At 48.9% G+C, this 26,216-nt stretch carries 31 protein-coding genes; 5 read left to right on the top strand and 26 right to left on the bottom strand.

Annotated elements, in window-relative coordinates:
• Positions 1–82: 82 nt before the first annotated feature.
• From ACTHUG_RS00675 to frr, 4 genes are read right to left on the bottom strand one after another with little or no spacing between them, the layout of a single operon-like run.
• Entirely contained in the window at positions 83–832 is a 750-nt protein-coding gene (locus ACTHUG_RS00675; RefSeq protein WP_070837183.1) for an SIMPL domain-containing protein, read from the bottom strand.
• Between the two features lie 33 nt (positions 833–865).
• Entirely contained in the window at positions 866–1,660 is a 795-nt protein-coding gene (locus ACTHUG_RS00670) for a phosphatidate cytidylyltransferase (protein ID WP_295696675.1), read from the bottom strand.
• A gap of 5 nt (positions 1,661–1,665) precedes the next feature.
• Positions 1,666–2,412, bottom strand: coding sequence for an isoprenyl transferase (locus ACTHUG_RS00665; protein ID WP_440385908.1), 747 nt, complete (start codon positions 2,410–2,412; stop codon positions 1,666–1,668).
• Between the two features lie 57 nt (positions 2,413–2,469).
• A complete protein-coding gene (gene frr / locus ACTHUG_RS00660) occupies positions 2,470–3,027 on the bottom strand; it encodes a ribosome recycling factor (RefSeq protein ID WP_440385907.1) in 558 nt (185 codons plus the stop codon).
• Positions 3,028–3,542: 515 nt separating this feature from the next.
• Between frr and ACTHUG_RS00655 the strand changes: the two genes are divergently transcribed.
• The 4 genes from ACTHUG_RS00655 (at position 3,543) to ACTHUG_RS00640 (ending at position 5,658) form a co-directional block, all read left to right on the top strand.
• Positions 3,543–4,271, top strand: coding sequence for an SH3 domain-containing protein (locus ACTHUG_RS00655; protein WP_440385906.1), 729 nt, complete (start codon positions 3,543–3,545; stop codon positions 4,269–4,271).
• A 2-nt stretch (positions 4,272–4,273) separates the two neighbouring features.
• Entirely contained in the window at positions 4,274–4,726 is a 453-nt protein-coding gene (locus ACTHUG_RS00650; protein ID WP_036493924.1) for a hypothetical protein, read from the top strand.
• A gap of 160 nt (positions 4,727–4,886) precedes the next feature.
• Positions 4,887–5,414 carry a hypothetical protein gene (locus ACTHUG_RS00645; RefSeq protein ID WP_440385905.1) on the top strand — a complete coding sequence of 176 codons (528 nt, stop codon included), beginning with the start codon at positions 4,887–4,889 and terminating at the stop codon, positions 5,412–5,414.
• Positions 5,415–5,433: 19 nt separating this feature from the next.
• A complete protein-coding gene (locus ACTHUG_RS00640) occupies positions 5,434–5,658 on the top strand; it encodes a hypothetical protein (protein WP_440385904.1) in 225 nt (74 codons plus the stop codon).
• Between the two features lie 80 nt (positions 5,659–5,738).
• Here ACTHUG_RS00640 and ACTHUG_RS00635 read toward each other — a convergent pair whose 3' ends face one another.
• The 20 genes from ACTHUG_RS00635 to ACTHUG_RS00540 all read right to left on the bottom strand — a co-directional run bounded on the left by ACTHUG_RS00635 (position 5,739) and on the right by ACTHUG_RS00540 (position 23,452).
• Complete coding sequence (locus tag ACTHUG_RS00635; protein WP_440385903.1) at positions 5,739–6,038, bottom strand: DUF2818 family protein; 300 nt, start codon at positions 6,036–6,038, stop codon at positions 5,739–5,741.
• Positions 6,039–6,258: 220 nt separating this feature from the next.
• A complete protein-coding gene (gene nuoN, locus ACTHUG_RS00630; RefSeq protein WP_036492298.1) occupies positions 6,259–7,701 on the bottom strand; it encodes an NADH-quinone oxidoreductase subunit NuoN in 1,443 nt (480 codons plus the stop codon).
• A gap of 9 nt (positions 7,702–7,710) precedes the next feature.
• Complete coding sequence (locus ACTHUG_RS00625) at positions 7,711–9,207, bottom strand: NADH-quinone oxidoreductase subunit M (RefSeq protein ID WP_440385902.1); 1,497 nt, start codon at positions 9,205–9,207, stop codon at positions 7,711–7,713.
• A 178-nt stretch (positions 9,208–9,385) separates the two neighbouring features.
• On the bottom strand, positions 9,386–9,706 hold the full coding sequence (locus tag ACTHUG_RS00620; RefSeq protein WP_254324285.1) for a cupin: 321 nt from the start codon (positions 9,704–9,706) through the stop codon (positions 9,386–9,388).
• 75 nt (positions 9,707–9,781) lie between these two features.
• Positions 9,782–10,087, bottom strand: a complete 306-nt coding sequence (locus tag ACTHUG_RS00615; protein WP_003747884.1) for a chorismate mutase — start codon at positions 10,085–10,087, stop codon at positions 9,782–9,784.
• Between the two features lie 70 nt (positions 10,088–10,157).
• Positions 10,158–12,182 (bottom strand): NADH-quinone oxidoreductase subunit L, encoded by a 2,025-nt coding sequence (gene nuoL / locus ACTHUG_RS00610; protein ID WP_440385901.1) that lies wholly within the window; start codon positions 12,180–12,182, stop codon positions 10,158–10,160.
• 115 nt (positions 12,183–12,297) lie between these two features.
• Positions 12,298–12,792, bottom strand: a complete 495-nt coding sequence (locus ACTHUG_RS00605; RefSeq protein ID WP_440385900.1) for a hypothetical protein — start codon at positions 12,790–12,792, stop codon at positions 12,298–12,300.
• Complete coding sequence (locus ACTHUG_RS00600; RefSeq protein ID WP_440385899.1) at positions 12,792–13,427, bottom strand: hypothetical protein; 636 nt, start codon at positions 13,425–13,427, stop codon at positions 12,792–12,794. The genes ACTHUG_RS00605 and ACTHUG_RS00600 overlap by 1 nt, the downstream gene beginning before the upstream one ends.
• 98 nt (positions 13,428–13,525) lie before the next feature.
• A complete protein-coding gene (gene nuoK / locus ACTHUG_RS00595; RefSeq protein ID WP_002215628.1) occupies positions 13,526–13,831 on the bottom strand; it encodes an NADH-quinone oxidoreductase subunit NuoK in 306 nt (101 codons plus the stop codon).
• A complete protein-coding gene (locus tag ACTHUG_RS00590; RefSeq protein ID WP_440385898.1) occupies positions 13,828–14,499 on the bottom strand; it encodes an NADH-quinone oxidoreductase subunit J in 672 nt (223 codons plus the stop codon). Before ACTHUG_RS00590 ends, nuoK begins: the two co-directional genes overlap by 4 nt.
• Positions 14,500–14,510: 11 nt before the next feature.
• Entirely contained in the window at positions 14,511–14,990 is a 480-nt protein-coding gene (gene nuoI, locus ACTHUG_RS00585) for an NADH-quinone oxidoreductase subunit NuoI (protein ID WP_070837200.1), read from the bottom strand.
• An 81-nt stretch (positions 14,991–15,071) separates the two neighbouring features.
• The gene (nuoH, locus tag ACTHUG_RS00580; RefSeq protein ID WP_002216340.1) at positions 15,072–16,148 is read right to left on the bottom strand and encodes an NADH-quinone oxidoreductase subunit NuoH; all 1,077 of its coding nucleotides are present in this window, start codon (positions 16,146–16,148) and stop codon (positions 15,072–15,074) included.
• 2 nt (positions 16,149–16,150) lie between these two features.
• A complete protein-coding gene (gene nuoG, locus ACTHUG_RS00575) occupies positions 16,151–18,412 on the bottom strand; it encodes an NADH-quinone oxidoreductase subunit NuoG (RefSeq protein ID WP_440385897.1) in 2,262 nt (753 codons plus the stop codon).
• Between the two features lie 58 nt (positions 18,413–18,470).
• Positions 18,471–19,766, bottom strand: coding sequence for an NADH-quinone oxidoreductase subunit NuoF (nuoF, locus tag ACTHUG_RS00570; protein WP_036492317.1), 1,296 nt, complete (start codon positions 19,764–19,766; stop codon positions 18,471–18,473).
• A 65-nt stretch (positions 19,767–19,831) separates the two neighbouring features.
• Positions 19,832–20,257 carry a hypothetical protein gene (locus ACTHUG_RS00565; protein ID WP_440385896.1) on the bottom strand — a complete coding sequence of 142 codons (426 nt, stop codon included), beginning with the start codon at positions 20,255–20,257 and terminating at the stop codon, positions 19,832–19,834.
• A 40-nt stretch (positions 20,258–20,297) separates the two neighbouring features.
• Positions 20,298–20,771 carry an NADH-quinone oxidoreductase subunit NuoE gene (gene nuoE / locus ACTHUG_RS00560; RefSeq protein WP_440385895.1) on the bottom strand — a complete coding sequence of 158 codons (474 nt, stop codon included), beginning with the start codon at positions 20,769–20,771 and terminating at the stop codon, positions 20,298–20,300.
• Complete coding sequence (gene nuoD / locus ACTHUG_RS00555; protein ID WP_440385894.1) at positions 20,771–22,027, bottom strand: NADH dehydrogenase (quinone) subunit D; 1,257 nt, start codon at positions 22,025–22,027, stop codon at positions 20,771–20,773. Before nuoD ends, nuoE begins: the two co-directional genes overlap by 1 nt.
• Positions 22,017–22,610, bottom strand: a complete 594-nt coding sequence (locus tag ACTHUG_RS00550) for an NADH-quinone oxidoreductase subunit C (RefSeq protein ID WP_002216335.1) — start codon at positions 22,608–22,610, stop codon at positions 22,017–22,019. The genes nuoD and ACTHUG_RS00550 overlap by 11 nt, the downstream gene beginning before the upstream one ends.
• A gap of 12 nt (positions 22,611–22,622) precedes the next feature.
• Positions 22,623–23,105, bottom strand: a complete 483-nt coding sequence (locus ACTHUG_RS00545; protein ID WP_002215610.1) for a NuoB/complex I 20 kDa subunit family protein — start codon at positions 23,103–23,105, stop codon at positions 22,623–22,625.
• Positions 23,096–23,452 carry an NADH-quinone oxidoreductase subunit A gene (locus tag ACTHUG_RS00540; RefSeq protein ID WP_003747867.1) on the bottom strand — a complete coding sequence of 119 codons (357 nt, stop codon included), beginning with the start codon at positions 23,450–23,452 and terminating at the stop codon, positions 23,096–23,098. Before ACTHUG_RS00540 ends, ACTHUG_RS00545 begins: the two co-directional genes overlap by 10 nt.
• Before the next feature lie 431 nt (positions 23,453–23,883).
• On the opposite strand from ACTHUG_RS00540, the gene ACTHUG_RS00535 reads away from it, so the two are divergent.
• On the top strand, positions 23,884–24,003 hold the full coding sequence (locus ACTHUG_RS00535) for a protein MIGRI (RefSeq protein WP_440385893.1): 120 nt from the start codon (positions 23,884–23,886) through the stop codon (positions 24,001–24,003).
• 79 nt (positions 24,004–24,082) lie between these two features.
• Here the strand turns inward: ACTHUG_RS00535 and ACTHUG_RS00530 are convergent, their stop codons facing one another.
• Together ACTHUG_RS00530 and ACTHUG_RS00525 are read right to left on the bottom strand one after the other, a co-directional pair.
• Complete coding sequence (locus ACTHUG_RS00530) at positions 24,083–24,547, bottom strand: hypothetical protein (RefSeq protein WP_204789005.1); 465 nt, start codon at positions 24,545–24,547, stop codon at positions 24,083–24,085.
• Positions 24,548–24,669: 122 nt separating this feature from the next.
• On the bottom strand, positions 24,670–26,127 hold the full coding sequence (locus ACTHUG_RS00525; protein ID WP_049349256.1) for an oligopeptide:H+ symporter: 1,458 nt from the start codon (positions 26,125–26,127) through the stop codon (positions 24,670–24,672).
• Positions 26,128–26,216 lie beyond the last annotated feature (89 nt).

Here is a 26,216-nt window from a genome sequence, read left to right as displayed (position 1 = left end):
TTGTGTTTGAAATAGATTTCTTTGCCGTTTCCAATTTTCAGACGGCCTTTTGCCTCCCGGCTAAACAGGCCGTCTGAAAGAATTACTCAATGCCGTATTCGATGGTAACAACCAGTCGGACTTGTTTGCCGACGGTGCTTTTATCGTAAGAACCGCCGTATTCGTCGTCCTCACTGCTGCCGGTGTCGGCATAGATGTTGAACGAGCCTTGCGAAGCAGAACGCATGGCGCCCACTTTGCCGCCGCCGGTTTTGGCAAACTCGGCCGCGCGTTTCTGCGCATCCTCAGTCGCCTGCGTAATCAAATCGCGTTTGATGGTTTCCAAATTGCCCAGCAAATATTGCGGATTGTCGAAGCGGATGAATTCGTTTTGCGCACGGAAATTCAAAATGGCGCGCTGGGCGACTTGAATTTTGTCCAGTTTTTTGGTGTTGACCACAATATTGAGGTCGCCGTCGTAGCCGTTGGGCGTGCGGGTTACATTGCCCAGTTCGTCGCGGGTTTCATTGAAAACGCGCGACACTTCGGGCAGGCCCACTTTCATTTCAGCCGCCGTAAAGCCTTGCTCGCCCAAAAACTTAGACAGCTTCTTGCGTCTTGCCGTCAGCAAATCCAAAACTTCCTGATAGCTCTCGCCGTGCGCGTTCACACCCGTATTCCACGTCGCGCTGTCGGATTGGAAGTTTTTCTCCGCCAAACCTTTTACGGTAATCGTCCCCGGTTGGCGCAGATTCTTAAACTGCACGCCCAAAATAAACGCCGCAGCCATCAATCCCAGTGCCAACAATACGCCCAAAATCGATAAAGATGAAATCTGTTTTTGTTCGGACATAATCAGCTCCCTCAACAACGTAAGACAGGCGGTTTAAAACAAATATACGAAAGCGGCATAAATGCTGATAACGGCAATCAGGCTGTCCACACGGTCGAACACGCCGCCATGCCCCGGCAGCAGATTGCTGCTGTCTTTGATACCGGCCGCACGTTTGAGCCAGCTTTCCAGCAAATCGCCGCACACGCTGACAACGGTCAGAATCAAGCCGATCAAAATCGTTTTGAACCAACCGGCTTCAAAAGCCAGCCAACCGGCTTTCCATACGATGGTCATGTACACGGCAACGCACAATGCGCCGCCGATCGCACCTTCCCAGCTTTTACCCGGGCTGATGGTCGGCGCAATTTTGCGCTTACCAAACGACTTGCCGCAGAAATACGCGCCAATATCGGCCACCCACACCAAGCCCATAATCGCCAATAAAGACAGCGCGTCTTCAGGCTGAGGGCGCAGATAAACCAGTGCAAACCAAAACGGCATCACCAACAACCAACCGACCGTGTAAGCCTGCCAGCCGCCGTTTAGCTTCCATTTCGCTTTCAGCCACCAAGGCATGACAATCAGCCAAAACGCCAATACGACACACCAAACCAAATTGGGCAGCTGCCAACCGCCAGCATAAGCAATCACGCCGAACACCAGCGTTGAAGCCAAATAATGATTGATTTTCAGCTTGTCCAAGCCGCTCATGCGGGCATACTCCCACAAAACCAACATGGCAATCAGGCCGCAAAACGCCGCCCACAGCCACATAGGTGCATAAAACAGCATGACCAGCATCAGCGGCAAGAGCCACAGCGCCGTTAAAATCCGTTGTTTCAACATAATTCTCAACCCCGTTGCTGCTCAAGCGGCAGCTGTTCGGAAGTCCGCCCGAAGCGGCGTTCCCGTTTTTGGAACGAAGCAATCGCCTCGTTCAGCGATTTCTCATTAAAATCAGGCCACAGCGTATCCGTAAAATACAATTCCGCGTACGCCATCTGCCACAGTAGGAAATTACTGATGCGCGTCTCGCCGCCGGTGCGGATAAACAAATCCGGCTCGGGTGCATCGCCCAACATCAAATAGCGCGACAACGCCTCTTCCGTAATCTCAGTCGCACCCTCGGCAAGCAACTGATTTGCCGCCTGCAAAATATCCCAGCGGCCGCCATAATCGGCGGCAATGCTCAAAGTCAAACCGGTATTGTTTGCCGTCAACGCCTCGGCCGCCTCAATCCCCTTCAGGATTTCAGCATTAAACCGCTCGCGGCTGCCGATGACTTTCAAGCGCATATTGTTATCGTGCAAACGGCGCACCTGCTTTTGCAAAGCCTGCAAAAACAGCCCCATCAGAAAAGAAACCTCTTCCTCGGGGCGTCGCCAGTTTTCAGTCGAAAAAGCAAACACGGTCAAATACTGCACACCCAGTTCAGCACAATGCTTCACCATGTTCTCCAGCGCATCCAAGCCGCGCTTATGCCCCATCACACGGGGAAGAAAACGCTTCTTTGCCCAACGTCCGTTGCCGTCCATAATCACGGCAATATGTCGGGGGATGGCAGAGTGTTCCAAAATCGTCTGCGTACTGCTTTTCATGTCTGCCTTTCAGGGAGCAAACCGTCCAAAGGCCGTCTGAACGGTTTGCACACAGGATTAAATCGCCATCAAATCTTCTTCTTTGGCCGCCAAGAGCTTGTCTGCCTCAGCAATGTATTTGTCGGTCAACTTCTGAACCGCTTCCTCGCCGCGGTGGGCTTCATCTTCAGAAATTTCTTTGTCTTTCAACAATTTTTTGATGTGGTCGTTTGCATCACGGCGCACATTGCGGATAGACACACGGCCCTCTTCCGCCTCGCCGCGTACCACTTTGATCAAATCTTTACGGCGTTCCTCAGTCAGCATAGGCATAGGGACACGGATCAAATCGCCGACAGAAGCAGGGTTCAGGCCCAAGTTGGAATCACGGATCGCTTTTTCGACTTTTGAAGCCATATTGCTTTCAAAAGGTTTCACACCAATCGTACGCGCATCCAAAAGCGTCACGTTCGCTACTTGGCTCACAGGCACCATGCTGCCCCAGTATTCCACTTCCACTTGGTCAAGCAGGCCGGTATGCGCACGGCCGGTACGTACCTTAGCCAAGTTTTCTTTCAATACTTCCAGAGAACGCTGCATTTTGCCTTCAGCTGTCTTTTGAATATCATTAATCATCTTATACTTTCAATTTCATAGGAATAAAACAGGATTAACCGAGAATAGTACCGTTAAACCGCCCTCACGACAAGGCTTTACGCCCCAACAGCCTTGTTTTCTAACCGATATTTAACATCAAACAAAATAAAGGCCGTCTGAAAATCTTTCAGACGGCCTTTATTGTTTCAAGCAACTACATCAACTCGGCCTTTTTCTGAATTTATTTGGAAACTAAGCTTCTATCTTGAGACCATTGTCTCCATCCACACAAAGAACGAATTTTATTGCTAACAGATATAAACAACTCTACTCTTTTCAATCGAAATGAATTTCCTCGGGAAATATACCGATAATCGGTTATAATGACCAATTATCTAAATTGATTAAACATATTAAATAACTGTAGCATTGAATTTACTATGTTACAATGTTTGCAAATGTTACACATAACTACGTAAAGAAATCTCAATATGAGATTTCTTTTTAATCACTTTTAAAGACTTATATTTCATTCAACCATTGAGAGATAAAAAATGAAAAAAGCCTTTTCTATCTTTTCCATCAGTTTTCTGACTCTAACTCTACTTACTGCCTGTAATCGTAGTGAAAATGAAACGAGAAAAGAACTGAATGCACTGAAAGAGCAATTAGCGCAACAACAAAAGCTTCAGGCTGAACGTGAAAACCAAGAATTGGAACACCGTAAACAAATAGAACAACGACAACGTGAAAACGAAATTTATGAACAAGCCTATCAAAGTGCTCAAGAAGACTTAAAGATGCAACAAATGCTTGAGGAAGAGCAACGACAAGAAGAAGCTAAACAAAAACGCGCTCAAGATGAGCAAAAACAAGACGAGGCAAAAAAGAGACTTGCTATAGAAGAAGAGCGGAAACAAGAAGAAGCTAAAACGAAACCCGAGCAAGAAGAAAAAAAGAAAAAGCAACAAGAAGAAACTAAAAAAGCGGAAGAGAAAAAAACTGCCGCTCCTAAACCTACCGAGAAACTGACTCGCTACCCAGCTTTTGTCATTACTGCTTCGGGTTCAGGCACAATCAATCTTCGTGGAGGTCCATCTACTTCCAACATAGCCGTTAAACAATTAAGAGATGGTCAAGAGCTTCAGGTTATTGCTGAAACCAACAAATGTGAAGATGCAGGCGGTGGATGCTGGGTTAAAGTACAGGTTGGTGACCTAAAAGGCTATGTATCCAATGCTTATTTGCAACGTGGAACAGCCTACGTAGATACGGGGTATTAATTATGCGAAAACTTATTTTTACAGTTCTATTCATCCTTCCCTCTTTTTCTTTGGCTGGAAACTTACATTGTAAAAAGCCCGTAGAAGAAATGATTGGGGAAAGTCAAAGATGCTTTTATCAAGGGGGATTAAGCGATGCCATTACTGCTTTTAGCAAATATTCTGCTCAATGGAATAAAAAGAAAGGTGAGTCCATCCCTTTTCTTTGGTTTCCCATTTTAAAAAACGGCATACCAAAAACAACCGTAACAATGGCACAATTACCAAAATCTCGTTCTGTAACGCCTTTCTCAGAAACTAAAGACTATCCTTTGGAGACCATTGTTGCCGGTATTGAATGGAAAAACAAAAATAAAGTCAAAATTATGGGATGTGTTTATGAGACAGATTATTGTCTCTCTGCTACTTTTATCCAAAAAGAAGATAAAGTCTTTATTGAATCCATATCTACCTAACTCAAATAGGATACGCAGATGGGAATTGCTATTCTGACAATATTTATCTGAACAAAATCAGATTGTCAGACATGAAGGTCTTAAACCGTACTTATCTTGATCGACAAGTTAGAGCAGATGATTAATTAGCATAAAATGCCCTTATTCTAAGAGAATTGAAATGAAAAAAATTCTAGCTGTTATCGGTACATTACTTACTACCTTGTGCGTTTTCATTTGGTCTCAATTAATTGCTCCTAGTGCAACAGAGGCAATTAAGGCAAATGTTAAGCCTATTCTCATTGAGATATTTAACAACCAACTGAAAGATTCCGGTATCCTAAAAAATAATTTAGATGATAAGAAAGTTGCAGAAGACTTGATTACAGAGAACATAACTGATCTAAACTGTAAAAATGGAGAGTCTGAACAACAATGTACAGACCGAATTTTAGAAGAGTCCGGCGCAAACCAACTCAAAAAAGATTTAGATATTATCAACGCCCAATATGAAAAATGTCACCAAGATGTGCAAAGACTGAATATAGACTTACTTAATGACGAATTAGTTTATAGAACCAAAATCAAGTGCATGATTGTCAATAACCAAGGCGAAAGATTAGACAACCTCGCAAAATCAGAGCCTTATCTAGCAAATACTATCTATCAAATTAAAAGAAGCATCTTCCCAGCATACAACGGCCACTAATTCATAATCAGGAAATCGTATGAACAAACTTTTAGCAACAATATGTATTCTAGTTCTATCTGCTTGTGCTACAGATACTTACCACCACCAACCACAACAATATAGAAAGCCTCAGAAATCCTCATACCGGCGCGTTGTTCAGGAATGTAATTATCACCAAGATAAAAACTCAGTTCAAAATCCTAAGATTATTACTGATACAAGAAAACAAGAATGTAAAAACTTTCGTAGCCAAATGATGTAAAGTCATTACCACCTACATTCTCAAATACAAGGCCGTCTGAAAATCTTTCAGACGGCCTTTTCTTTATTCAAATTCAAATCCTACTCTCTATTTCGCTCATTCCAAAAATAACGCCATACAAAGCATGGAAAAGCAAAAATCAGGTAGAGGCAAACCACGGTCGCGTAAAACTCCCAATCTTGGGCATGTACGGTACCGGCGCGTGATTCGAGGATATAGGCGAGAATCGCGGTAAGAAGGAAGCCTGCCAGCAATTCGATCAAGTGATGGCCGATGTGTTTGCGTTTCAGGGCGACGATGCCGAAGAATTTGGTGGTAATAAATGGTGCGTTGGCAAAGATAAGTGCCAACAGCAAAAGAATGTACATGGATGCGGTCATGATGGTCTTTCTGTTTTCAGACGGCCTGTGTGTGATTTTAACATGTTAAATGGGCATTCTTGCCCATCATTATCCGTGGAATATTCAATATCTTGATGATACCTGCTTGATGATTGTTCAAAGGCTTGAGGCCGTCTGAACTTTGGGTATATTTCATCCGAATGCGAATCCTAACAAAAACGGCGACTTTGGAACAGCCGCCGTTGGTTTTGTTTAAAGCTTACAGGGTATTTTCCAATGCTTTGGCACACCAGTCTATAACGGTTTGCGGCATGATACCCCACAGGAGCAGCAGGAAGGCATTGACCGTCAGGACAAATTTGGCGGCATAGTTGCTGCCGACCGGCTGGTCATGGTCAGGCGCATCGAAGTAGATAACTTTGACCACGCGCAGGTAGTAGAACGCACCAATCAGCGACATGATGACGGCAAATACGGACAACCAAACATGGCCTTGTTTCAAGAGCGCCATAATCACGCCAAATTTGGCGTAGAAGCCCATCAGCGGCGGAATACCCGCCATGGAGAACATGGACAGCAGCATCAGGAAGGCAAACCATGCATGGCGTTGGTTAAGGCCTGCGAGGTCTTTGATGTTTTCACATTCAATATCTTTGGTGGACAATACCATCAAAACGCCGAAGCTGACTGCCGCCATCAAAGCATAGGTAATGGCGTAGTACAGACCTGCGGTAAAGCCGACTGCGCCTGCCATAAACGCCAACAGGATAAAGCCCATGTGCGATACGGTGGAGTAGGCGAGCATACGTTTGATATTGGTTTGCATGATGGCGGCAAGGTTACCGACCACCAAAGAAGCAACGGCAAGGATGGCCAACATCGGCGCCCAGTCTGAATGTACTGTACCCATGCCGGTCACAAGAATACGGAACGCAAAGACAACGGCGGCAATTTTTGGAGCCGTACCCACAAAGGCGGCAACGGATGTCGGCGCGCCATCGTACACATCGGGTACCCACATATGGAATGGAACCGCACCCAATTTAAATGCAATGGCGACTACAATAAACACCATACCCAATTTCAACAACCATTCATTGGCCTGCTCATTGAAAGCAGAAGCCAAGACGGAAGCAAAATCAAGAGAACCGGTGGCGCCGTAAACCATGGAAATACCATAGAGCAGCAAACCGGAGGCCAACGCGCCCAATACGAAGTACTTCAGCGCGGCCTCGGCAGAGCGGCCGGAATCGCGGCGCAGGGCAATCATGGCGTACAGCGACAAAGACAACAATTCCAAACCGATATACGCAGTCAGGAAATGTGCCGAGCTGACCATGACGCTCATACCCAACAGGGCAAACAGCGACAGGGTGTAAAACTCGCCTTTAAAGATTTGGCGGTCTTGGTTGTACGGTTTACTGTAAATAAACAGACCGAAAGTCAGCGCATACAGCACCAGTTTTGCCAAACGGGACATGCCGTCTGCAATATACATACCGTGAAAGGCATCGACACTGCCCTGTTCCCATACTGCCAATTGGGTAACGGCCACGATGATGACCGTTCCCAAACTCATCAGATGAGTCAGATAGCGGTTTTTATCGCAAATCCACAAGTCTGCCAGCAATACGACACCCAATAGCGCAAGCAGCACGATTTCGGGCATGGCGGGCATTAAATTCAAATCAGACCAGTTCATTTACACACCTCAAATCTTGCTTTGTGCCACATGGGTAATCAAATCGTTTGCCGCTTGATGCACCACTTCGATAAACGCTTGCGGATACAGACCCATGCCCAAAACAGCAACCGCCAAAATCGCCAAAATCGCAAATTCGCGGCAATTGATGTCTTTCATTTCGGCAACGTGCGGATTGTGGATCGCACCAAAAATAACGCGTTTGTACATCCACAGGGTATAAGATGCACCGTAAATCAAGGTCATGGCAGCCAACGCGCCCACCCAGAAATTCACTTTAACCGCGCCCATAATCACCATAAACTCGCCCACGAAGCCGGAAGTCGCAGGCAGACCGGCATTGGCCATACCGAACAACATCATAAACGCCGCAAACTTAGGCATCACATTGACCACACCGCCATAGTCGGCAATATTGCGGGTATGCAGGCGGTCGTACATCACGCCGATACACATAAACATCGCGGCAGACACAAAACCGTGGGAAATCATTTGAATGATTGCGCCTTTCAATGCCCAGTCATTCAATTGGCCGTTTACAAACAGGAACATACCCAAAGTGACAAAACCCATGTGGCTGATGGAAGAGTATGCCACCAGTTTTTTCATATCGGTTTGCACCAAAGCCACCATACCGATGTAAATCACAGCAATCAGGCTCAATACGATGATCACGGGGGCAAAATAGCGTGCCGCATCCGGCATAATCGGCAGGATAAAGCGCAAGAAACCATACGCACCCAGCTTCAGCGTAATGGCCGCCAACACCATCGAACCGCCGGTCGGCGCTTCAACGTGGGCATCCGGCAACCAAGTGTGCACAGGGAACATCGGCACTTTTACGGCAAATGACAGGAAGAACGCCGCAAACAAAAGCTGTTGTACGCCCAACGGAATCTGTTTGATGTTTTGGAAATCGACAATAGAGAAGCTGCCTGTCTGATAGTACAGGTAAACCATGGCAACCAGCATCAAAAGCGAACCCATCAGCGTATAGAGGAAGAGCTTGACCGACGCATAGACGCGGCGCGGACCACCCCATACACCGATAATCAGGTACAGCGGAATCAGCATACCCTCGAAGAACACATAAAACAGAATCGCATCCTGCGCGGCAAACGCACCATTAATCAAACCCGACATAATCAGGAAAGCGGCCATATACTGCGCCGGACGTTTCTGAATGACTTCCCAACCGGCCAATACCACCAACAGCGTAATAAACGCATTCAAGATGATAAAGAGCACTGAAATACCGTCCACGCCCAATGCGTAGTTGATTTTCAGCAGCGGAATCCACTCGTGGAACTCGGTAAACTGATAGCCGCCGCTCAAACGGTCGAAACCGGTAAACAGGGGCAGCGTTACCAAGAAACCGGCAAGCGCACCCATGAAGGCAAGCACACGCGCCAGCGGCGCACGGCTGTCCTTACCGGTCGCCAAAACCAGCACACCTGCGGCGATGGGTATCCATATTGCCAAGCTGAGTAGGTAGTTGGAAAACATAGTGGTTAACCTGTGGTTAAAATAAAAAATATAGTTGTATGGGTTGGTTTCCAGACGACATTTCAGGAGGCCGTCTGAAAAAGATTGTGTATTTTGTGTACGGCAAAATCAAGAAAAATGTATATCTGCCGTCATTCTCTTATTCTGTTGCTGTCTCAAACCTTCTTTTCAGACGGCCTCAAACACTGTCCTCTTTCTCAATCACCAGAATCCGCGCCTCGCCGCACGGATGGGCGACGTGTTCCGTGCCGATTCCTGCATAGAAGATATCTCCGCTTTTTAAACGAACGATGTGTTCTTCGCCGTTTTCTCGGTAGTGCATCTCAACTTCGCCATCCATCACAGCAAACACTTCCTCGCCGTCGTTGATGTGCCATGTGTAGGGCTGGTTCGTCCAGTGCAGGCGCACGGTGGTGCCGTTCATATTGGCGATGTCGAGCGCGCCCCATGCGCGGGAAGCGGTAAATTCGGCGGAGCGGATGGTTTGTGTGTCTGACATGGTTTTTCTCGCCTCTATATTTCAGACGGTCTCTTCCCTATTTTTCTTGTCAAAACCGTTATCCGAAGATTTCGACTACGCTCCGTCGGTACGGTTGGTGTCCATCTCAAGTTTAATGAACGCATCAATCATGCTGCGCCAAACTGCTTCTGCTACTTCGGGCGACAAACCGGCCTTTTCGGCATAAGCGCGGCGAGAGGCAATCACTTGAGCCACCCGTTCGGGCGCGGAAACCGCCTGCACATCGTTTTTAGGTTTCAGACGACCAGCCTGCCGTACCAATTTCTGCCGGCGGGCGAGTAATTCGATTAATCCCTTATCCAAACCGTCGATGGCTTCGCGGACTTCGTCCAGGGTTTGCGGTAATTTGTCTTCAATCATTATTGCTCAAATTTTCTTTTTCAGACGGCCCTATACACAAACTATAGACAGGCCGTCTGAAATCCCGCTTTTATCGGAACAATCCCCAGAAGGTCATGCCGAGCAGTACCAATACTCCGAATACCATAGCGGCTGCATAGGTGTAGATGAAGCCGGTTTGGACTTTGCGTACCTGCGCGGCAATCGCACCGACCAGTTTGGCAGAGCCGTTGACGATACCGTTGTCGATAATGGCGGTATCGCCGACTTTCCAGAAGAAAGTACCCAATGCGCGCGTGCCTTTGGCAAAGACGTTGAAATACAGGGCGTCGAGGTAGTATTTGTTTTCAAACAAAACGTAAATCGGACGGAACGCCTGTGCAATTTTCGCAGGCAGGTGCGGCAGTTTGACGTACAAAAGCCATGCGCTCAATACGCCTGCGATAGCGAGGTAAAGTACGGGCGAATGCAGGCTGTGCAACACCATTGCCAATGCGCCGTGGAACTCTTCCTTCATGATGTGCATGGTCGGATGCGCGTCGGCATTAACGAAAATCACGTCTTTGAAGAAATCGCCGTAAAGCATAGGCTCGATGGCAACATAGCCGATGATGACGGACGGAATGGCAAGCAAAATCAAAGGCAGGGTAACGACCAGCGGGCTTTCGTGCGGATTGTCGTTTTTGCCCAAGCCGTGATGCTCTTCACCATGATGATCGTCATGATGTTCAGGCAGGCTGCGCCATTTTTCTTCGCCGTGGAACACCATAAAGTATTGGCGGAACGCGTAAAATGCGGTAACGAACACGCTGGCGAGGACGGCAAAATAGGCAAAGCCGCTGCCCGGCAGGGTGCTGTATTTCGCTGCTTCGATAATCGAATCTTTGGAATAGAAGCCGGAGAAGAACGGCGTACCGATCAGCGACAAGTTACCGATCAGCATGGTCAGCCAAGTAATCGGCATGTATTTTTTCAGGTTGCCCATATGGCGCATATCTTGGTCATGGTGCATACCGATAATCGCGCTACCTGCGGCCAAGAACAACAAGGCTTTAAAGAAAGCGTGGGTCATGACGTGGAACATCGCCACGGAATAGGCAGACGCGCCCAGAGCCACGGTCATATAGCCCAGTTGCGACAAGGTGGAATACGCAACCACACGTTTGATGTCGTTTTGAATCACACCCAAGAAACCCATAAACAGGGCAGTAATCGCACCAATTACCATGATGACAGACAGCGCAGTGCTGCTCATCTCATAAATCGGCGACATGCGCGATACCATGAACAGACCGGCGGTAACCATGGTTGCGGCGTGAATCAATGCGGAAATCGGTGTCGGGCCTTCCATCGAATCAGGCAGCCAAACGTGCAGCGGGAATTGCGCCGATTTACCCATCGCACCGACAAACAGGAGCAAACAGGTTACGGTAATCAAAGACCATTCCACACCGGGGAACAGTTGGATAGTGGCCGTCTGAACATTAGGCAGATAAGCGAATACATCTTGATAGCGCAGGCTGCCGCCGAAATAGGCAAGTACCAAGCCGATACCGAGTAAAAAGCCGAAGTCGCCGACACGGTTGATCAAAAAGGCTTTCAGGTTGGCAAATGTTGCGCTCGGACGTTTGAAATAGAAACCGATCAAGAGATACGACACCAAACCCACAGCCTCCCAGCCGAAGAAGAGCTGGATGAAGTTGTTGCTCATAATCAGCATCAACATGCTGAAAGTAAACAAAGAAATATAGCTGAAGAAGCGTTGGTAGCCGACTTTTTCATCGTGCATATAGCCGATGGTATAGATATGTACCATCAACGATACGCCGGTGACCACGACCATCATCATCGCCGTCATCGTATCGACCAAGAAGCCGACGGAGAAATCCAAGCCGCCCATTGTCAGCCAGGTATAAACGTTCTCGTCAAACTTGGTACGGCTGCCATTGAGGAATCCCCACAGCACATAAGCCGACAGCAAGGCGGACACCGCCACACCGAGTATTGTTACGGTATGCGCACCGGCACGTCCGATTTTGTTGCCGAACAAACCCGCAATCAGCGAGCCTGCCAAAGGCACAAGGGCAATAATGAGATATAAAGTCATGTCGTTCATTTTGGATGAACCTTATTTAAGATTTTTGGCAGTTTAAAATTTTGTTGGTTATAAGCTACTTTTTTAGGAGATTAGACTATCTGAATATGTATTGTTACAAACAAATAGTCCAGCTTTAATTCGTTTTATCGATATCACTCAATATTTTCCCTAACTCTGCAAATTTCTGTTCAAATATTCTATCTAGAATAGGATTTGGCGTTGTATGCACAGTAGGAAATGGCTCATGTTTGGGTGAAAAAACTTGGATAAAAATAGTATTTTCATCAACCTTTTGATAGTGGATAACCTCCAATGAAGTATCGCCATTCGGATTAAATTCCAACTTTTTTATTGCCACTGGATATTTTCTCTTATGGTAATTTGGCCCAGAGTGGTAATGCCAACAATTCAACTTTTTGTATTCTTCTACACCGGACAGTTCATTGCCAAAATCATCTTGCCAAGACGGTTTATTTTTACCTGATAGTTCACGGTCTCTTACGACCTTATCAATAAAATCAATCAAGGCTTCTTTTTCTTTTTGATTAAGAAATTTTGTATCTTTAAAAAAGGGGGTATTCAATATCCCATTTTCTGCTTTCATTGGCTCGGCAATTTCTACTATCATCAAGCTTCCCCAAATAAAACTCGACGAATGTCATCACGCGAATGGGTTTCATTAAATGTAAATGCTGCCTTTGAGCGTGTTTGAGCTATTTTAACCATCTCGTAATGATACATCGCCGCATAAAACTGATTGGCACAAGACAAAGCTTGCTTATCTACTTCAATAATTTTCTTAAACAACGCGTGAATTTGGTATGTATCTTGCTGTCCTGTTAGCTTTTCCAGTGTATACAAAACCTTATCTAACACGATAATCTGTTCCATACTTTTCTGAATGTCGTCTCTTATATCAGTTAATTCGTTAGCATGAATAAGACCTTTCAGTTCATCATTCGCTGCAATATCAACCAAAATGGAGGAAAATAATTGCACTGCCTCTGGTAAGCGCCGAAATTTACGTGAGAACTCTGTACTCAAATCTCGATACAGTTCGGCAAAGGCATTTTTCTTACTCAGTGTAAGTTTACGCCGCGTTTCGCGGTTAGTTGGGTAATTTGCCAGTTTTTGAATAGACAATTCTGGGTCTATAGTTTGTACAGACTGGCTATACACGTTTGAGGCAGTTGCCATTACACCAACTGCCGTAAGCGTACTCATAAATCTTTTAATTGTTTGTCGCAACTTATCTTGGCTCATAATTATCTTTATCTTGCAATTTCAAATTAGATTTTACGCAGCTATATCTGGTAACAGGGATTTTATACGTTCTGTTTCAAATCGCCTGAAACCACTGCCTAACCTTTCAACTCGTCCAAATCGGCAACATTAATCGTTTGTCGATTGCGGTACACCAGCACCATAATCGCCAAACCTATGGCGGATTCGGCAGCGGCGACGGTCAATACGAAGAATACGAAAATCTGTCCGGCGGTATCGCCCAAGTGCTGTGAGAAGGCGATAAAGTTGAAGTTTACCGCCAAGAGCATCAGCTCGATGGACATCAGCAATACCAGCACGTTTTTGCGGTTCATAAAGATACCCATTGCGCTGATACCGAACAGGAGCGCACCCAATACCAGATAATGCGTCAAGGTAATCATGCTTTGCCCTCCCCTTCCGGCTTGAGGCCGTCTGAAACTTCGCTTTCTTCGGCAGATTCGACTTGCGGTTTGACCGCTTCCATTTTCACCAGACGCATACGGCCTTGGTCAGCACGTACTTTAACTTGGTCTGCAGGATCCATACGTTTCGGATTGAAAGTTTTGCGGTGAACCAGTGCAATCGCGGCTACCATACCCAACAGCAGCAATACCGCCGCCAACTCAAACGGCAACAAGTAGTCAGTATAAATACGGCTACCCAAATCGCGGATATTGTTGTAATCGGCCGGAATGTCTTTCATCAGGCCAAATGCGGCCAGGTCGGTTTTCGGGTTAACCAAAATCAGAATCAGGGCAACCGCCAACAATGTGCCGACCACGCCGGCAACAGGCGCATGACGCCAGAAACCGGCGCGCATTTCTTCAATGTCGATGTTCAACATCATCACGACGAACAGGAACAACACCATTACGGCGCCGACGTAAACCACCACCAGCGTCACACCCAAGAATTCGGCCTGCATCAGCATCCAAAGCATCGCGCTCACGCAGAAGGTCAGCACCAGATGCAAAGCAGCGTGCACAGGGTTTTTAGCGGTAACGGTACGAACCGCACCGTACAAAACGATGGCGGCAAGGATATAGAACAGAATCGCGGAAAAAGTCATTCGTCTGCTCCTTAACGATACGGCGCGTCAGCGGCTTTGCGTTTGGCGATTTCGGGTTCGTATTTGTCGCCAATGGCCAAAAGAATCGGCTTGGTCATGTGCAAGTCGCCTTTTTTCTCGCCGTGGTATTCAAAAATATGGGTTTCCACAATCGCATCGGTCGGGCAGGCCTCTTCGCAGAAACCGCAGAAGATGCACTTGGTCAGGTCGATGTCGTAACGCTTGGTGCGGCGGGTGCCGTCTTCGCGTTCTTCCGATTCGATGTTAATCGCCATTGCCGGACAAACTGCCTCACACAATTTACACGCAATACAGCGCTCTTCGCCGTTCGGATAACGGCGTTGCGCGTGCAGGCCGCGGAAACGCACGGATTGCGGCGTTTTCTCTTCGGGGAAATAAATTGTGTCTTTGCGGGCAAAAAAGTTTTTGAGCGTTACGCCCAAGCCTTTTACCAATTCGCCAAGCAGAAAGGTTTTTACTAAGTTAGCCATATTTATGTTCCCTCAAAACAGGGATTTCGTTAGGTATTCAAAATCGCTTTGTTCAGACGGCCTCAAGATGCCGTCTGAAACTTATTTCCACAAATTCAGCGGTGAAATCATCCACACGCCCAAAATCACGATGTAGGCGAAGCCGATCGGAATCAGCACTTTCCAGCCCAAGCGCATGATTTGGTCATAACGGTAGCGCGGGAAGGTTGCACGAATCCATAGATACCAGTACAACACTGCCGCCATTTTCACGAACATCCAGAATGCGGAAGGCGTACCGATAAAGCCCCAGCTTTGCGGGAATGGGGACAACCAGCCGCCGAGGAACATCAGCGATGTCAGCGCGGCAATCAGAATCATGAAAATGTATTCGGCAAGGAAGAACAGCGCGAACGCGAAGCCGGAATATTCAACGTGGTGACCGGCAACGATTTCAGATTCACCCTCTGCCACGTCAAACGGCGCGCGGTTGGTTTCGGCAACGGCGGAAATCAGATAGACAATGAAGATGGGGAAGAGCGGCAGCCAGTTCCAAGAGAATACCGAACCGCCCGCGATACCTTTGGCCTGCGCGGCAACGATGTCGGAGAAGTTCATGCTGCCCGACACCATCACGACACACACCAGCGCGGCACTCATGGCGATTTCGTAGGAAATGCTTTGCGCGGAAGCACGCATTGCGCCCAAGAACGAATATTTGGAGTTGGACGCCCAGCCTGCAATGATCACGCCGTAAACCGACAGCGAGGTAATCATCAGGATGTACAAAAGGCCGATATTGATATTGGTCAGCACCCATTCTTCGTTGAACGGAATCACTGCCCATGCCGCGAAAGACGGGGCGAGCGACATAATCGGGCCGATGTAGAACAGGGCTTTGTTTGACAGCTTCGGACGGGTTACTTCTTTAAACAAGAGTTTGAACACGTCGGCAAACGGCTGAATCAGCCCCCACGGGCCGGTTACGTTCGGGCCGACGCGAAGCTGCATAAAGCCGATGACTTTACGTTCGAAATACGTCAGGTAGGCAACGGTCAGAATCAGCGGAATCAGGATAATCACGATTTTGACGATGACGGATACCACCAAGCCTACGGTAATACCCAAATCGCCCAGACCGAGCGTTGCGGCAAAGAGGTTTTGGAACCATTCTTGCATGATCAAGCTCCCGCCAGTTCAATAGTGTCCATCAACGCACCCAGCGCGGCATTTTCGGTATGCAGCGGCAGATGCACCACGTTTTCAGGCAGTCCGGCATCGGCTTTGACAGCAACCGATACGCTTGCGCCGTTTTGTTTGGCGACAGCGGTTTGTCCGTCTTGCAGGCCCAAGCGTGCCAATGTGTTTGGATTTACACGCGCGGCAGGCACGGCAGCATGGCTGGTTTCTTGCAACGGTGCGGAACGGCGCACGATAGAATCAGTGTGATAAATACCGACTCCGCCGACACGGACGAGGCGGTCTGAGGCCGTCTGAACGCCCTCCCCTGTCCATGTGCTGCGGTTATCCAGTTTGGACGGCAGGCTTTCTGCATCCAGCGCATCTTTCAGAATCGCAGCGGTATCGTGGTATTCAAAACCTTTCAGGTCAAACAGGTTGCCCAATACGCGCAACACTTTCCACAGCGGACGCGAATCGCCGAAGCCTTGTACCACGCCGTGGAAAGATTGCAGACGGCCTTCCATATTGATGAAGCTGCCTGATGTTTCAGTAAACGGCGCAATCGGCAACAATACGTCGCACACGTCCAGCAGCGTTTCGCTGACAAACGGGGTAAACGCCATCACGCTTTTCGCCTGTTTCAACGCGGCCACGGCTTTTGCACCGTCAACCGTATCGATTTCAGGCTCGACGTTGAGCAGCAAGACTGCCTGTTTCGGCGCGTTTGCCATTTCGGCAACGCTCTCGCCCGAGTTCACGCCCAAGACATCCGCACCGACGCTGTTAGCAGCCTGCGGCAGAATGCCCAGCACCGCGCCGGTCGCGTCTGCCAGCTCTTGCGCGGCGGCATAAATGGCGGCGTAATCGGGATGGTTTTGCACTTCCGCGCCCAAAATCACCGCTGCTTTTTCAGCGTTTTTCAGGCTGGTGGTAACGGCGTGTTCCGCATTGGCAGACAGGTTTTTCAGACGGCCTGCCCACTCGTCGGGATGTGCGGCTTCTTGAGACAGAAGCGGCATAAACAATTCTTCTTTACTGCTGGCCAATACGCTCAAGGCCATACGGTCTTTGGCGGCGCGGCGCAGGCGGGCGGTCAGGAGCGGCTGTTCTTTGCGCAAGTTCGCACCAACTACCAATACGGCATCGTTGTCAGCCAAAGATTCGATGCTTTGTCCCAACCATTGCGCACCTTTAAGGCCGTCTGAAAGACGTTTGTCTTGTTGACACAAACGGGTGGCAAAGTTTTTAACGCCCAAGCCGTCGGCAAGTTTTTTGGCCAGATACAACTCTTCAACCGTATTCATCGGATTCGCCCAAATGCCGACTTGGTTTTGGTTGCCGTCTTTGGCGATACATTCAATCGCGCTGCGGACATATTCCAACGCGGTTTTCCAATCCACGTCCATCCACTCGCCGCCCTGTTTGATTTTCGGGTTTTTCAGACGGCTTTCGTGATACAGGCCTTCGTAGGCGAAACGGTCGCGGTCGGACAGCCAGCATTCGTTGATGGCTTCGTTTTCCAATGGCAACACGCGGCGGACGGTATGGTCTTTGGTTTGTACAATCAGGTTGCTGCCCAAAGCGTCATGGGCAGAAACGGATTTGCGGCGGTTCAATTCCCAAGTACGCGCGTTAAAGCGGAACGGTTTGCTGGTCAATGCACCGACAGGACACAAATCGATGACGTTGCCTGACAATTCAGTTTCCACTGCTTTGCCGATAAAAGGCATGATCTCGGAATGTTCGCCGCGATTGGCCATAGCGATTTCTTGCACGCCGGCGATTTCTTCGGTGAAACGCACGCAACGGGTACAGTGGATACAACGGCTCATTTCCTCGGCGGAAATCAAAGGACCCATGTCTTTGCCGACGACAGAACGTTTTTCTTCGGTATAACGGCTGGTGGTTTTGCCGTAGCCCATCGCCAAATCCTGCAACTGACATTCACCGCCTTGGTCGCAGGTCGGACAATCAAGCGGATGGTTGATGAGCAGGAACTCCATCACGCCTTCTTGCGCCTCTCGGGCTTTTGCCGAATGCGTACGCACAATCATGCCGTCTGTAACCGGCGTGGCACAGGCGGGCAGGGGTTTGGGGGCTTTTTCCACATCCACCAAACACATACGGCAGTTGGCGGCGATGGAAAGTTTTTTGTGGTAACAGAAATGCGGGATATAAGTACCGAGCTTGTGCGCGGCTTCAATCACCGTCGCGCCCTGCTCCACAGATACCTGTTTGCCGTCGATTTCGATTTGTAACATGGTTCGTTCCTAGTTACGGGTATTTAATAAATAATTCTTTTAGAGGCCGTCTGAAAACTTAGCACCACTTATTCGGTTTCATCGGTCCGCCGTGTTCGATGTAATGCACAAACTCATCACGGAAATGCTTGGTAAAGCTGCGAACAGGGAAGACGGCGGCATCGGCGAGGGCGCAGATGGTGCGGCCTGCCATTTGGTTGCCGACAGAATCTAACAGATCCAAGTCTTCCATGCGGCCTTTGCCTTCTACGATGCGGTGTACGATGCGGTAGAGCCAGCCCGTACCTTCTCGGCAAGGCGTACATTGGCCGCAAGACTCGTCGTAGTAAAAGTAGCTCAGGCGCTCAAGGGCTTTGACCATGCACACGTCTTCGTCCATGACGATAATCGCGCCGGAACCCAGCATCGAGCCTGCTTTGGAAATCGAGTCATAGTCCATATTGGTCTGCATCATGATATCGGCAGGCAACACGGGCGCGGACGAACCGCCGGGAATAACGGCTTTGAGTTTTTTACCGCCGCGCATACCGCCTGCCATTTTCAGAATTTCGGCAAACGGCGTACCCAATGGCACTTCATAGTTGCCCGGACGTTCGACGTGGCCGGAAATACAGAACAATTTGGTACCGCCTGCATTCGGAATACCTTTGTCGGCAAACGCCTGTCCGCCGTCACGGATAATGAATGGGACAGAGGAGAACGTTTCGGTATTGTTGATGGTGGTCGGTTTGCCGTACAGGCCGAACGAAGCAGGGAACGGCGGTTTGAAGCGCGGCTGGCCTTTTTTGCCTTCCAGCGATTCGAGCAATGCGGTTTCTTCGCCGCAAATATATGCGCCGTAGCCGTGGTGGGCGAAGAGTTCGAATTCGAAGTCCGAACCCAAAATATTTTTACCCAAAAAGCCCGCGGCGCGCGCTTGGGCGAGTGCAGCCTCAAAGCGTTGATAACCTTCGAAAATTTCGCCGTGGATATAGTTGTAGCCCGCTTTCGCACCCATCGCGTAACCGGCAATAATCATGCCTTCAATCAGGGCATGGGGATTGAACATGATGATGTCGCGGTCTTTAAATGTACCCGGCTCGCCTTCGTCGGTGTTGCAGACGACGTATTTTTCGCCCGGGAAGGAACGGGGCATAAAGCTCCATTTCAAACCGGTCGGGAAGCCCGCACCGCCACGACCGCGCAAGCCGGAGGCTTTGACCTCGTCAATCACATCGCTTTGCGAGATGTTTTCGGACAGGATTTTACGCAGGGCGGTATAACCGCCACGTTTGACGTATTCGTCCAATGTCCAGCAATCGGGATTGGCGGTATCCACTTGGTCAAAAATCACGCCTGATTGGTAAATAGCCATTTTTGGTTTTGCCTAACTTAACTTTTAGGGTTTCTTTTTTATTTTCAGGTAACCGGAAAATTTATTTAGCGTACACGCTTATAATCATCCAATTTGATAATGCCATTTTTTTCTACAACTTTTACATCAGTAACGCCTTTGTGCCCCATGTCTCGATAACTCACACGGTACCAACCTTTATTTTTAATAATAGGCTGGATATTAGATAAAATACTCGTGCCGTCACCATCTTGCGCTTCTGTCCGTAGCTCCCAAGTGCCATAACAAGGAGCATCTTCACAATCATATTCAGCACTATAAGCACGTTCTAATTTTTTCAAAAAGCGAGATGTCCCGAAACGTTGCGCATCGACACCTAATTCTTCGTTACCAAAAACATACCGCTTATAAAATTGAGAAATAATTTCGTTGGCTTCACTATCTGTAAAATCTGCAAACACGTAATTGGTTGTAGCAACAAATAATGAAATAGCTAAAATAACTTTTCTCATAATTTAAAGCCTTCCTTATCGAAAAGTTTCAGACGGCCTTTTATTTCAGTTCGGCAAGTTTCTTGTCAATTGCTTCTTCGGTCATAAAGCTGCACATGCTGTGGTTGTTGACCAGCATGACCGGTGCATCGCCACATGCGCCCATGCATTCGCCTTCGACAAGGGTAAATTTACCGTCGGGCGTGGTTTCACCGTAGCCGATACCGAGTTTTTTCTTCAGGTATTCGCCGGTATCCATACCGCCGCGCAGGGCGCAAGGCAGGTTGGTACAAACGGTTAATTTGTATTTGCCGACAGGCTCAAGGTTGTACATATTGTAGAAAGTAGCGACTTCGTAGGCTTGTGCAGGCGAGATGCCGATATAGTCTGCGACAAAGGCGATGGTCTCGGGAGCGAGCCAGCCTTTTTCGGTTTGGGCGATACGCAATGCACCCATAATCGCGGAGCGACGTTGGTCGGCAGGATATTTTGCCAACTCGATGTCAATTTGTTTTAAAGATTCTGCGGATAACATTATCGGTCAACCTCCCCGAATACGATGTCCTGCGTACCGATGATAGCAACAACGTCGGCCAGCATGTGGCCTTTTGCCATTTCGTCCATGCCTTGTAGGTGGGCGAAGCCGGGTGCGCGGATTTTCAGGCGGTAGGGTTTGTTTGCGCCGTCTGAAATGATGTAAACGCCGAACTCGCCTTTCGGATGTTCGACAGCGGTGTAGGTCTCGCCCTCGGGAACGTGCATACCCTCGGTAAAGAGTTTGAAATGATGAATCAGGTCTTCCATACCTGTTTTCATTTCGGTACGTTTGGGCGGAGCGAATTTGTGGTTTGTGGTAATGACCGGACCCGGATTGACACGCAACCACTCGGAACATTGTTTGATGATGCGTACGGATTGGCGCATTTCTTCCATACGGCAGAGGTAACGGTCGTAGCAGTCGCCGTTGACGCCGACAGGGATGTCGAAATCCATTTTGTCGTACACGTCGTAAGGCTGTTTCTTACGCACGTCCCATTCCACGCCCGAACCGCGCAACATGACGCCGGTAAAGCCTTTTTGCATGGCGCGCTCAGGAGAGACGACGCCGATGCCGACGGTACGCTGTTTCCAAATGCGGTTGTCGGTCAGGAGGGTTTCGAGTGTATCGATGTTTTTTGGGAAACGTTCGCAGAAGGCGTCGATAAAGTCGAGCATGGTGCCTTCACGGGATTCGTTGAGCTGCTTCAATACTTTGGCGTTGCGGAATTTGCTGCTCTCGTATTTGGGCATGAAGTCGGGCAGGTCGCGGTAAACGCCGCCGGGACGGAAGTAGGCTGCGTGCATACGTGCGCCGGACACGGCTTCGTACAAGTCCATCAGCTCTTCGCGATCGCGGAAGGCGTAGAGAATGGCGGTCATCGCACCAATGTCGAATGCGTGCGAACCGATGCCCATCAAGTGATTGAGGATGCGCGTTACTTCGGCAAACATCACGCGAATATACTGGGCGCGGATAGGTACATCGATACCGGCAAGTTTTTCTACCGCCAAGCAATACGCCTGCTCGTTGACCATCATGGAAACGTAGTCCAGACGATCCATATAGGGCAAGGCTTGCAGATAGGTTTTGGTTTCAGCCAGTTTTTCAGTACCGCGGTGCAGGAGGCCGATATGCGGGTCGGCGCGGACGATGGTTTCGCCCTCCAACTCCAAAATCATACGCAATACGCCGTGCGCCGCAGGGTGTTGCGGGCCGAAGTTGATGGTGTAGTTTCTTAATTTATTGGCCACCGTAGTTCTCCTCACGGACGATACGCGGCGTGATCTCGCGCGGCTCAATGGTAACAGGTTGGTAAATCACGCGTTTTTGCTCTTCGTCGTAACGCATTTCCACATAGCCGGAAATCGGGAAGTCTTTGCGGAACGGATGTCCGACAAAGCCGTAATCGGTCAGGATGCGGCGCAAGTCTGGGTGATTGTTGAACATGATGCCGTACATATCGAAGGCTTCGCGTTCGTACCAATCCGCGCTGTTGTAAATATCGACTACGGATTCGACTACAGGGAAGTCGTCGTCTGAAACCCAGACGCGTACGCGGATGCGTTGATTGTTTTTAACGGAAAGCAGCTGACTGACGACGGCAAAGCGTTTGCCCTGCCATACTTCGTTTTTGTAAGTGCTGTAATCGACACCGCACAAGTCAACCAGAAGCTCGAAATGCAACTCTTCATGGTCGCGCAATGCGGTCATGACTGAAATATAGTGTTCGGGCAGACACTCGACGGTAATCTCGCCCAAAGCTGAAATGACTTTGCTTGCCTGATCGCCAAGCACGCCGACGACGGTCTCGTATAAGTTTTGAATGCTTGCCATATCGTCCTCTCCTTACTCATCACGCGCGATGGTGGAAGTGCGCTTGATTTTTTGCTGGAGCTGAATCAGGCCGTAAATCAGGGCTTCCGCAGTCGGCGGACAACCCGGCACATAAACGTCTACCGGCACGACGCGGTCGGCACCGCGCACAACGGAATAAGAATAGTGGTAATAGCCGCCGCCGTTGGCACACGAGCCCATAGACAATACCCAGCGCGGCTCGGCAAGCTGGTCGTACACGCGGCGCAGTGCAGGCGCCATTTTGTTGGTGAGCGTACCCGCCACAATCATCAGGTCGGCCTGACGTGGGGACGGACGGAAAATGATACCGAAACGGTCAAGGTCATAACGCGCCATACCTGCGTGCATCATTTCCACGGCGCAACAGGCCAAACCGAAAGTAACCGGCCACAGCGAACCGGTACGCATATAGTTCAGCACCGTATCCGCGCTGGTGGTGATGAAACCTTTTTTCAAAACGCCTTCTATTCCCATTCCAGCGCACCTTTTTTCCATTCGTAAACAAAGCCTACCGTCAAAACGACGATAAACACCAGCATAGACCAGAAGCCGTATGTACCCAATTCTTTAAATACCACTGCCCACGGCAGCATAAACGCAACCTCCAAATCGAAGAGGATAAAGAGGATGGCGACGAGGTAATAACGTACGTCGAATTTCATCCTTGCGTTTTCAAAGGCTTCGAAACCGCATTCGTAAGGCGCATCTTTCTCGGCGTAGTGGTGTTTCGGACCCAAAATCGTGCCGAGCAGGATAAACAGCACACCGGCCGCAAGGCCGACGAGGATGAATACGAGGACGGGAAAATAACTGGCCAACATGGTCGTACCTAACTGGTTGACAGACAAATCTTAAAAATAGATTACCATTTTATCGAATTTCAAAAGCCATTTAAAGGTAAATATCAGCAAATCAGCAAAAAAACCTCAATAAATTCAATAAAGTTATGAGAACAATTCTTATTTGTATTTAATATTTCCAAATTTTAATTTCGGTTTAATCATGTATCATTTAATTTGAATTTTCCGCCTATCCGATTTATGCCCCGAATCTGCCCTCTTTCCAATTCCCAATCAAACATGAGGCCGTCTGAAATAGATTATTTTCAGACGGCCTGTATTTACATCACATTCACTTAAAAGTCCGCGCCGTATTCCTGTCCGTTTTCGGGGTTGGTACCCAACTGGCTGGTGATACATGTTTCTTTTTTATTGAAGTTCTTTTTGTTTGCCGCCTTGGCCGCTTTCCGGTTGTGCGGCTGTTGCCGGACGGTTACCGGCAGGCGGTGCACAGAGCGGCGAAAACCGCGGCCTGGGTTTGCGTTTCGGTGTCGTTGCTGTTGGCGGCGTTGCGCTATTGGTTGGCCGTCTGAAAACATTCGGGCAGCCGCCGTCGGAATGAACGGCAGGCTGCCCGAATGTTTTCGCAATCTTTTCAGACGGCTTTTCGGTTTATTTTACCCGTTTGGCGTGGCGGAAAAATTCGTCGGGCGCGGTGGTGCTGCGCAGGGCGTTGTTTTTGTCGAGTTGGATGAAGGATTCCATACCGTCACTGCAACTGAGTGCCACGTCGATGCGCAGGTATTTTTTATTGGGGCGGATGGTTTTCAGCACCGCGTTCATTTCGCTACCGTATGCTTTATTGTCCGAGTCTTCGATTTCGATGCTTTCGCGGATGCTTTTGGCCAGTTCTTTGCCGCTTATCCAAGAGCTTTCATGCACATAACCTTTGCTTTTTTGGCTACACTCGGCGGATACATGGGCAAATTCTTTAAAGCCGTTTTTGTTGATGACGAAGTTTCCGCCGTCCGCATCGTGCCAGGTGCCGAAGCTTTGCGGATGCGGATTGACGTCGGCGGCTTGCGCGGTGGCAACGGCCAGGCTTAGCAGCAGAGGGATTGTTTTCAAGAGTTTCATGGCGGTACTTTCTTTCGATTGAGGTGGAGGGTAAAACAGGCCGGGTTTTAGACGGCCTGTTTTGCTGTCGGCGTGCGCCAGCCGCCGTCATAGTGGCTGAGGAATTCGGCAAAATAGAAAAATCAATCGACACCTTTGAGCATGCGGTTCAATACCGGGGCGAGTACCAACAGAATACCGCAGGTTACCGCGCCGATGGTGGCCAGCATCCAGTAGAAGTCCAATGGCGACTGAGCATTGTAGTAGTCTTTAAACAACACTCCGCCCAAAGTAAAGCCGATGGACAATGCCAAGAAATTCAAAGCAACCATTTGTGTTTTAAACATGCTCGGTGCGATTTTGGTAGAAAACGACAGCGAAATCGGCGACAGCATCAGCTCGCCTATCGTAATCGCCAGCAACACCAGCATAAACACGATAATCGGCATCGGGGTTTCGGATGAAATATACGGAATAAAACTCAAATAAGAGACGCCGGTTACCAACATGGCCAGTGCAAACTTCAACGGCGTTTTAGGTTGGCGTTTGCCCATTTTCGTCCACACCGCCGCCATCACGCCGGAAAAGAGGACCACCCACATGGCCTGTATCGAATCTTTCCATGAAACAGGCACGGTAAAGCCGAAGAAAGTACGGTCCACCGTTTCATCAAAATAGACCGTCGCAACGGTGTACACCTGAAACCAAACCGCCCAGAACATACAAATGGTCAAAAATAGCGGAATATAGGCCACAATATAGCGTTTATTGGCCGCTTCAACGTGGCTGCTGCCCAACAGGCGCGCGAAATAAGCGACGACGGTAACGATAACCACGCCCAAGAGCCAGCGGGAGAAGTTTTCAAGGGTGAGTGCGCCGGAAGCAATCACGCTGCCCAACACCAAAACCAGCAACACGCCGACAGCCATGGCGGTCTGCACCTTTTCAGGGCGCAACGGATTGGGAACCGGCGTATGCGGCAGGTTTTTACGGCCGCGCGAATACCACAGCAGGCCGAATGCCATGCCGACGGCCGCCGCGCCGAAACCGTAATGGAAACCCATCCTGTCTTGCAAAATACCGGTCAACAACGGGCCTAAGAAGCCGCCGATATTGATAGAAATATAGAAAATAGAGAAACCGGCATCACGCAATTCGCGCAGGTCTTCCCGTTCATACAAAGAACCGACCATCGAACCGGCAGACGATTTCACGCCGCCGCTGCCCAGCGCGATAAACACCAAGCCCAGCAACAATCCCATCAAACCCGGCACGATCGCCAATAAAATATGGCCGGTCATCACGACGATGCCGGCGATAAACAGGGTACGCTCCGCACCCCAAATGCGGTCGGCCAACCACGCACCGAGAATGGTGGACAGGTAAACGCTGCCGCCGTACGCGCCGACAATGCCGCCGGCCAAGGCTTTATCCATACCCAAACCGCCTTGACTCGCGGTGTAATACAGATAAATCAGCAGGATGCCCTGCATACCGTAGAAGGAAAAACGCTCCCACAGCTCAATATGGAATAGGGTGGATAATTGCAAAGGATGGCCGAAGAAAGTTTTCTCGGCAGAAGACAGCTTTTGACCGGACATTTAATAAGTTCTCCTAATTATATTGGACAGGATCAGGCTTCAGACGGCCTATTGCACCTACCAATCATTTTTATAGAAACTATATATTA

The sequence above is a fragment of the Neisseria sp. P0022.S009 genome, from assembly GCF_051956675.1.
GTDB lineage: Bacteria > Pseudomonadota > Gammaproteobacteria > Burkholderiales > Neisseriaceae > Neisseria.
Note: the sequence above shows the minus strand (reverse complement) of the source record. Positions and strands in the feature narration are given on the sequence as shown.

Excerpts from the sequence above, each read along its gene's own strand:
- nuoN (WP_036492298.1), bottom strand. The coding sequence starts at position 7,701 with ATGAACTGGTCTGATTTGAATTTAATGCCCGCCATGCCCGAAATCGTG.
- frr (WP_440385907.1), bottom strand. The coding sequence starts at position 3,027 with ATGATTAATGATATTCAAAAGACAGCTGAAGGCAAAATGCAGCGTTCT.
- nuoL (WP_440385901.1), bottom strand. The coding sequence starts at position 12,182 with ATGAACGACATGACTTTATATCTCATTATTGCCCTTGTGCCTTTGGCA.
- ACTHUG_RS00590 (WP_440385898.1), bottom strand. The coding sequence starts at position 14,499 with ATGACTTTTTCCGCGATTCTGTTCTATATCCTTGCCGCCATCGTTTTG.
- ACTHUG_RS00525 (WP_049349256.1), bottom strand. The coding sequence starts at position 26,127 with ATGTCCGGTCAAAAGCTGTCTTCTGCCGAGAAAACTTTCTTCGGCCAT.
- ACTHUG_RS00620 (WP_254324285.1), bottom strand. The coding sequence starts at position 9,706 with ATGTCAGACACACAAACCATCCGCTCCGCCGAATTTACCGCTTCCCGC.
- ACTHUG_RS00540 (WP_003747867.1), bottom strand. The coding sequence starts at position 23,452 with ATGTTGGCCAGTTATTTTCCCGTCCTCGTATTCATCCTCGTCGGCCTT.
- nuoH (WP_002216340.1), bottom strand. The coding sequence starts at position 16,148 with ATGCAAGAATGGTTCCAAAACCTCTTTGCCGCAACGCTCGGTCTGGGC.
- ACTHUG_RS00550 (WP_002216335.1), bottom strand. The coding sequence starts at position 22,610 with ATGGCAAGCATTCAAAACTTATACGAGACCGTCGTCGGCGTGCTTGGC.
- nuoK (WP_002215628.1), bottom strand. The coding sequence starts at position 13,831 with ATGATTACCTTGACGCATTATCTGGTATTGGGTGCGCTCCTGTTCGGT.
- ACTHUG_RS00650 (WP_036493924.1), top strand. The coding sequence starts at position 4,274 with ATGCGAAAACTTATTTTTACAGTTCTATTCATCCTTCCCTCTTTTTCT.
- ACTHUG_RS00530 (WP_204789005.1), bottom strand. The coding sequence starts at position 24,547 with ATGAAACTCTTGAAAACAATCCCTCTGCTGCTAAGCCTGGCCGTTGCC.
- ACTHUG_RS00675 (WP_070837183.1), bottom strand. The coding sequence starts at position 832 with ATGTCCGAACAAAAACAGATTTCATCTTTATCGATTTTGGGCGTATTG.
- nuoE (WP_440385895.1), bottom strand. The coding sequence starts at position 20,771 with ATGTTATCCGCAGAATCTTTAAAACAAATTGACATCGAGTTGGCAAAA.
- ACTHUG_RS00670 (WP_295696675.1), bottom strand. The coding sequence starts at position 1,660 with ATGTTGAAACAACGGATTTTAACGGCGCTGTGGCTCTTGCCGCTGATG.
- ACTHUG_RS00605 (WP_440385900.1), bottom strand. The coding sequence starts at position 12,792 with ATGATAGTAGAAATTGCCGAGCCAATGAAAGCAGAAAATGGGATATTG.
- ACTHUG_RS00635 (WP_440385903.1), bottom strand. The coding sequence starts at position 6,038 with ATGACCGCATCCATGTACATTCTTTTGCTGTTGGCACTTATCTTTGCC.
- ACTHUG_RS00565 (WP_440385896.1), bottom strand. The coding sequence starts at position 20,257 with ATGAGAAAAGTTATTTTAGCTATTTCATTATTTGTTGCTACAACCAAT.
- ACTHUG_RS00625 (WP_440385902.1), bottom strand. The coding sequence starts at position 9,207 with ATGTTTTCCAACTACCTACTCAGCTTGGCAATATGGATACCCATCGCC.
- ACTHUG_RS00545 (WP_002215610.1), bottom strand. The coding sequence starts at position 23,105 with ATGGGAATAGAAGGCGTTTTGAAAAAAGGTTTCATCACCACCAGCGCG.
- ACTHUG_RS00655 (WP_440385906.1), top strand. The coding sequence starts at position 3,543 with ATGAAAAAAGCCTTTTCTATCTTTTCCATCAGTTTTCTGACTCTAACT.
- nuoG (WP_440385897.1), bottom strand. The coding sequence starts at position 18,412 with ATGTTACAAATCGAAATCGACGGCAAACAGGTATCTGTGGAGCAGGGC.
- ACTHUG_RS00640 (WP_440385904.1), top strand. The coding sequence starts at position 5,434 with ATGAACAAACTTTTAGCAACAATATGTATTCTAGTTCTATCTGCTTGT.
- nuoI (WP_070837200.1), bottom strand. The coding sequence starts at position 14,990 with ATGGCTAACTTAGTAAAAACCTTTCTGCTTGGCGAATTGGTAAAAGGC.
- ACTHUG_RS00615 (WP_003747884.1), bottom strand. The coding sequence starts at position 10,087 with ATGATTGAAGACAAATTACCGCAAACCCTGGACGAAGTCCGCGAAGCC.
- nuoF (WP_036492317.1), bottom strand. The coding sequence starts at position 19,766 with ATGGCTATTTACCAATCAGGCGTGATTTTTGACCAAGTGGATACCGCC.
- ACTHUG_RS00645 (WP_440385905.1), top strand. The coding sequence starts at position 4,887 with ATGAAAAAAATTCTAGCTGTTATCGGTACATTACTTACTACCTTGTGC.
- ACTHUG_RS00665 (WP_440385908.1), bottom strand. The coding sequence starts at position 2,412 with ATGAAAAGCAGTACGCAGACGATTTTGGAACACTCTGCCATCCCCCGA.
- ACTHUG_RS00600 (WP_440385899.1), bottom strand. The coding sequence starts at position 13,427 with ATGAGCCAAGATAAGTTGCGACAAACAATTAAAAGATTTATGAGTACG.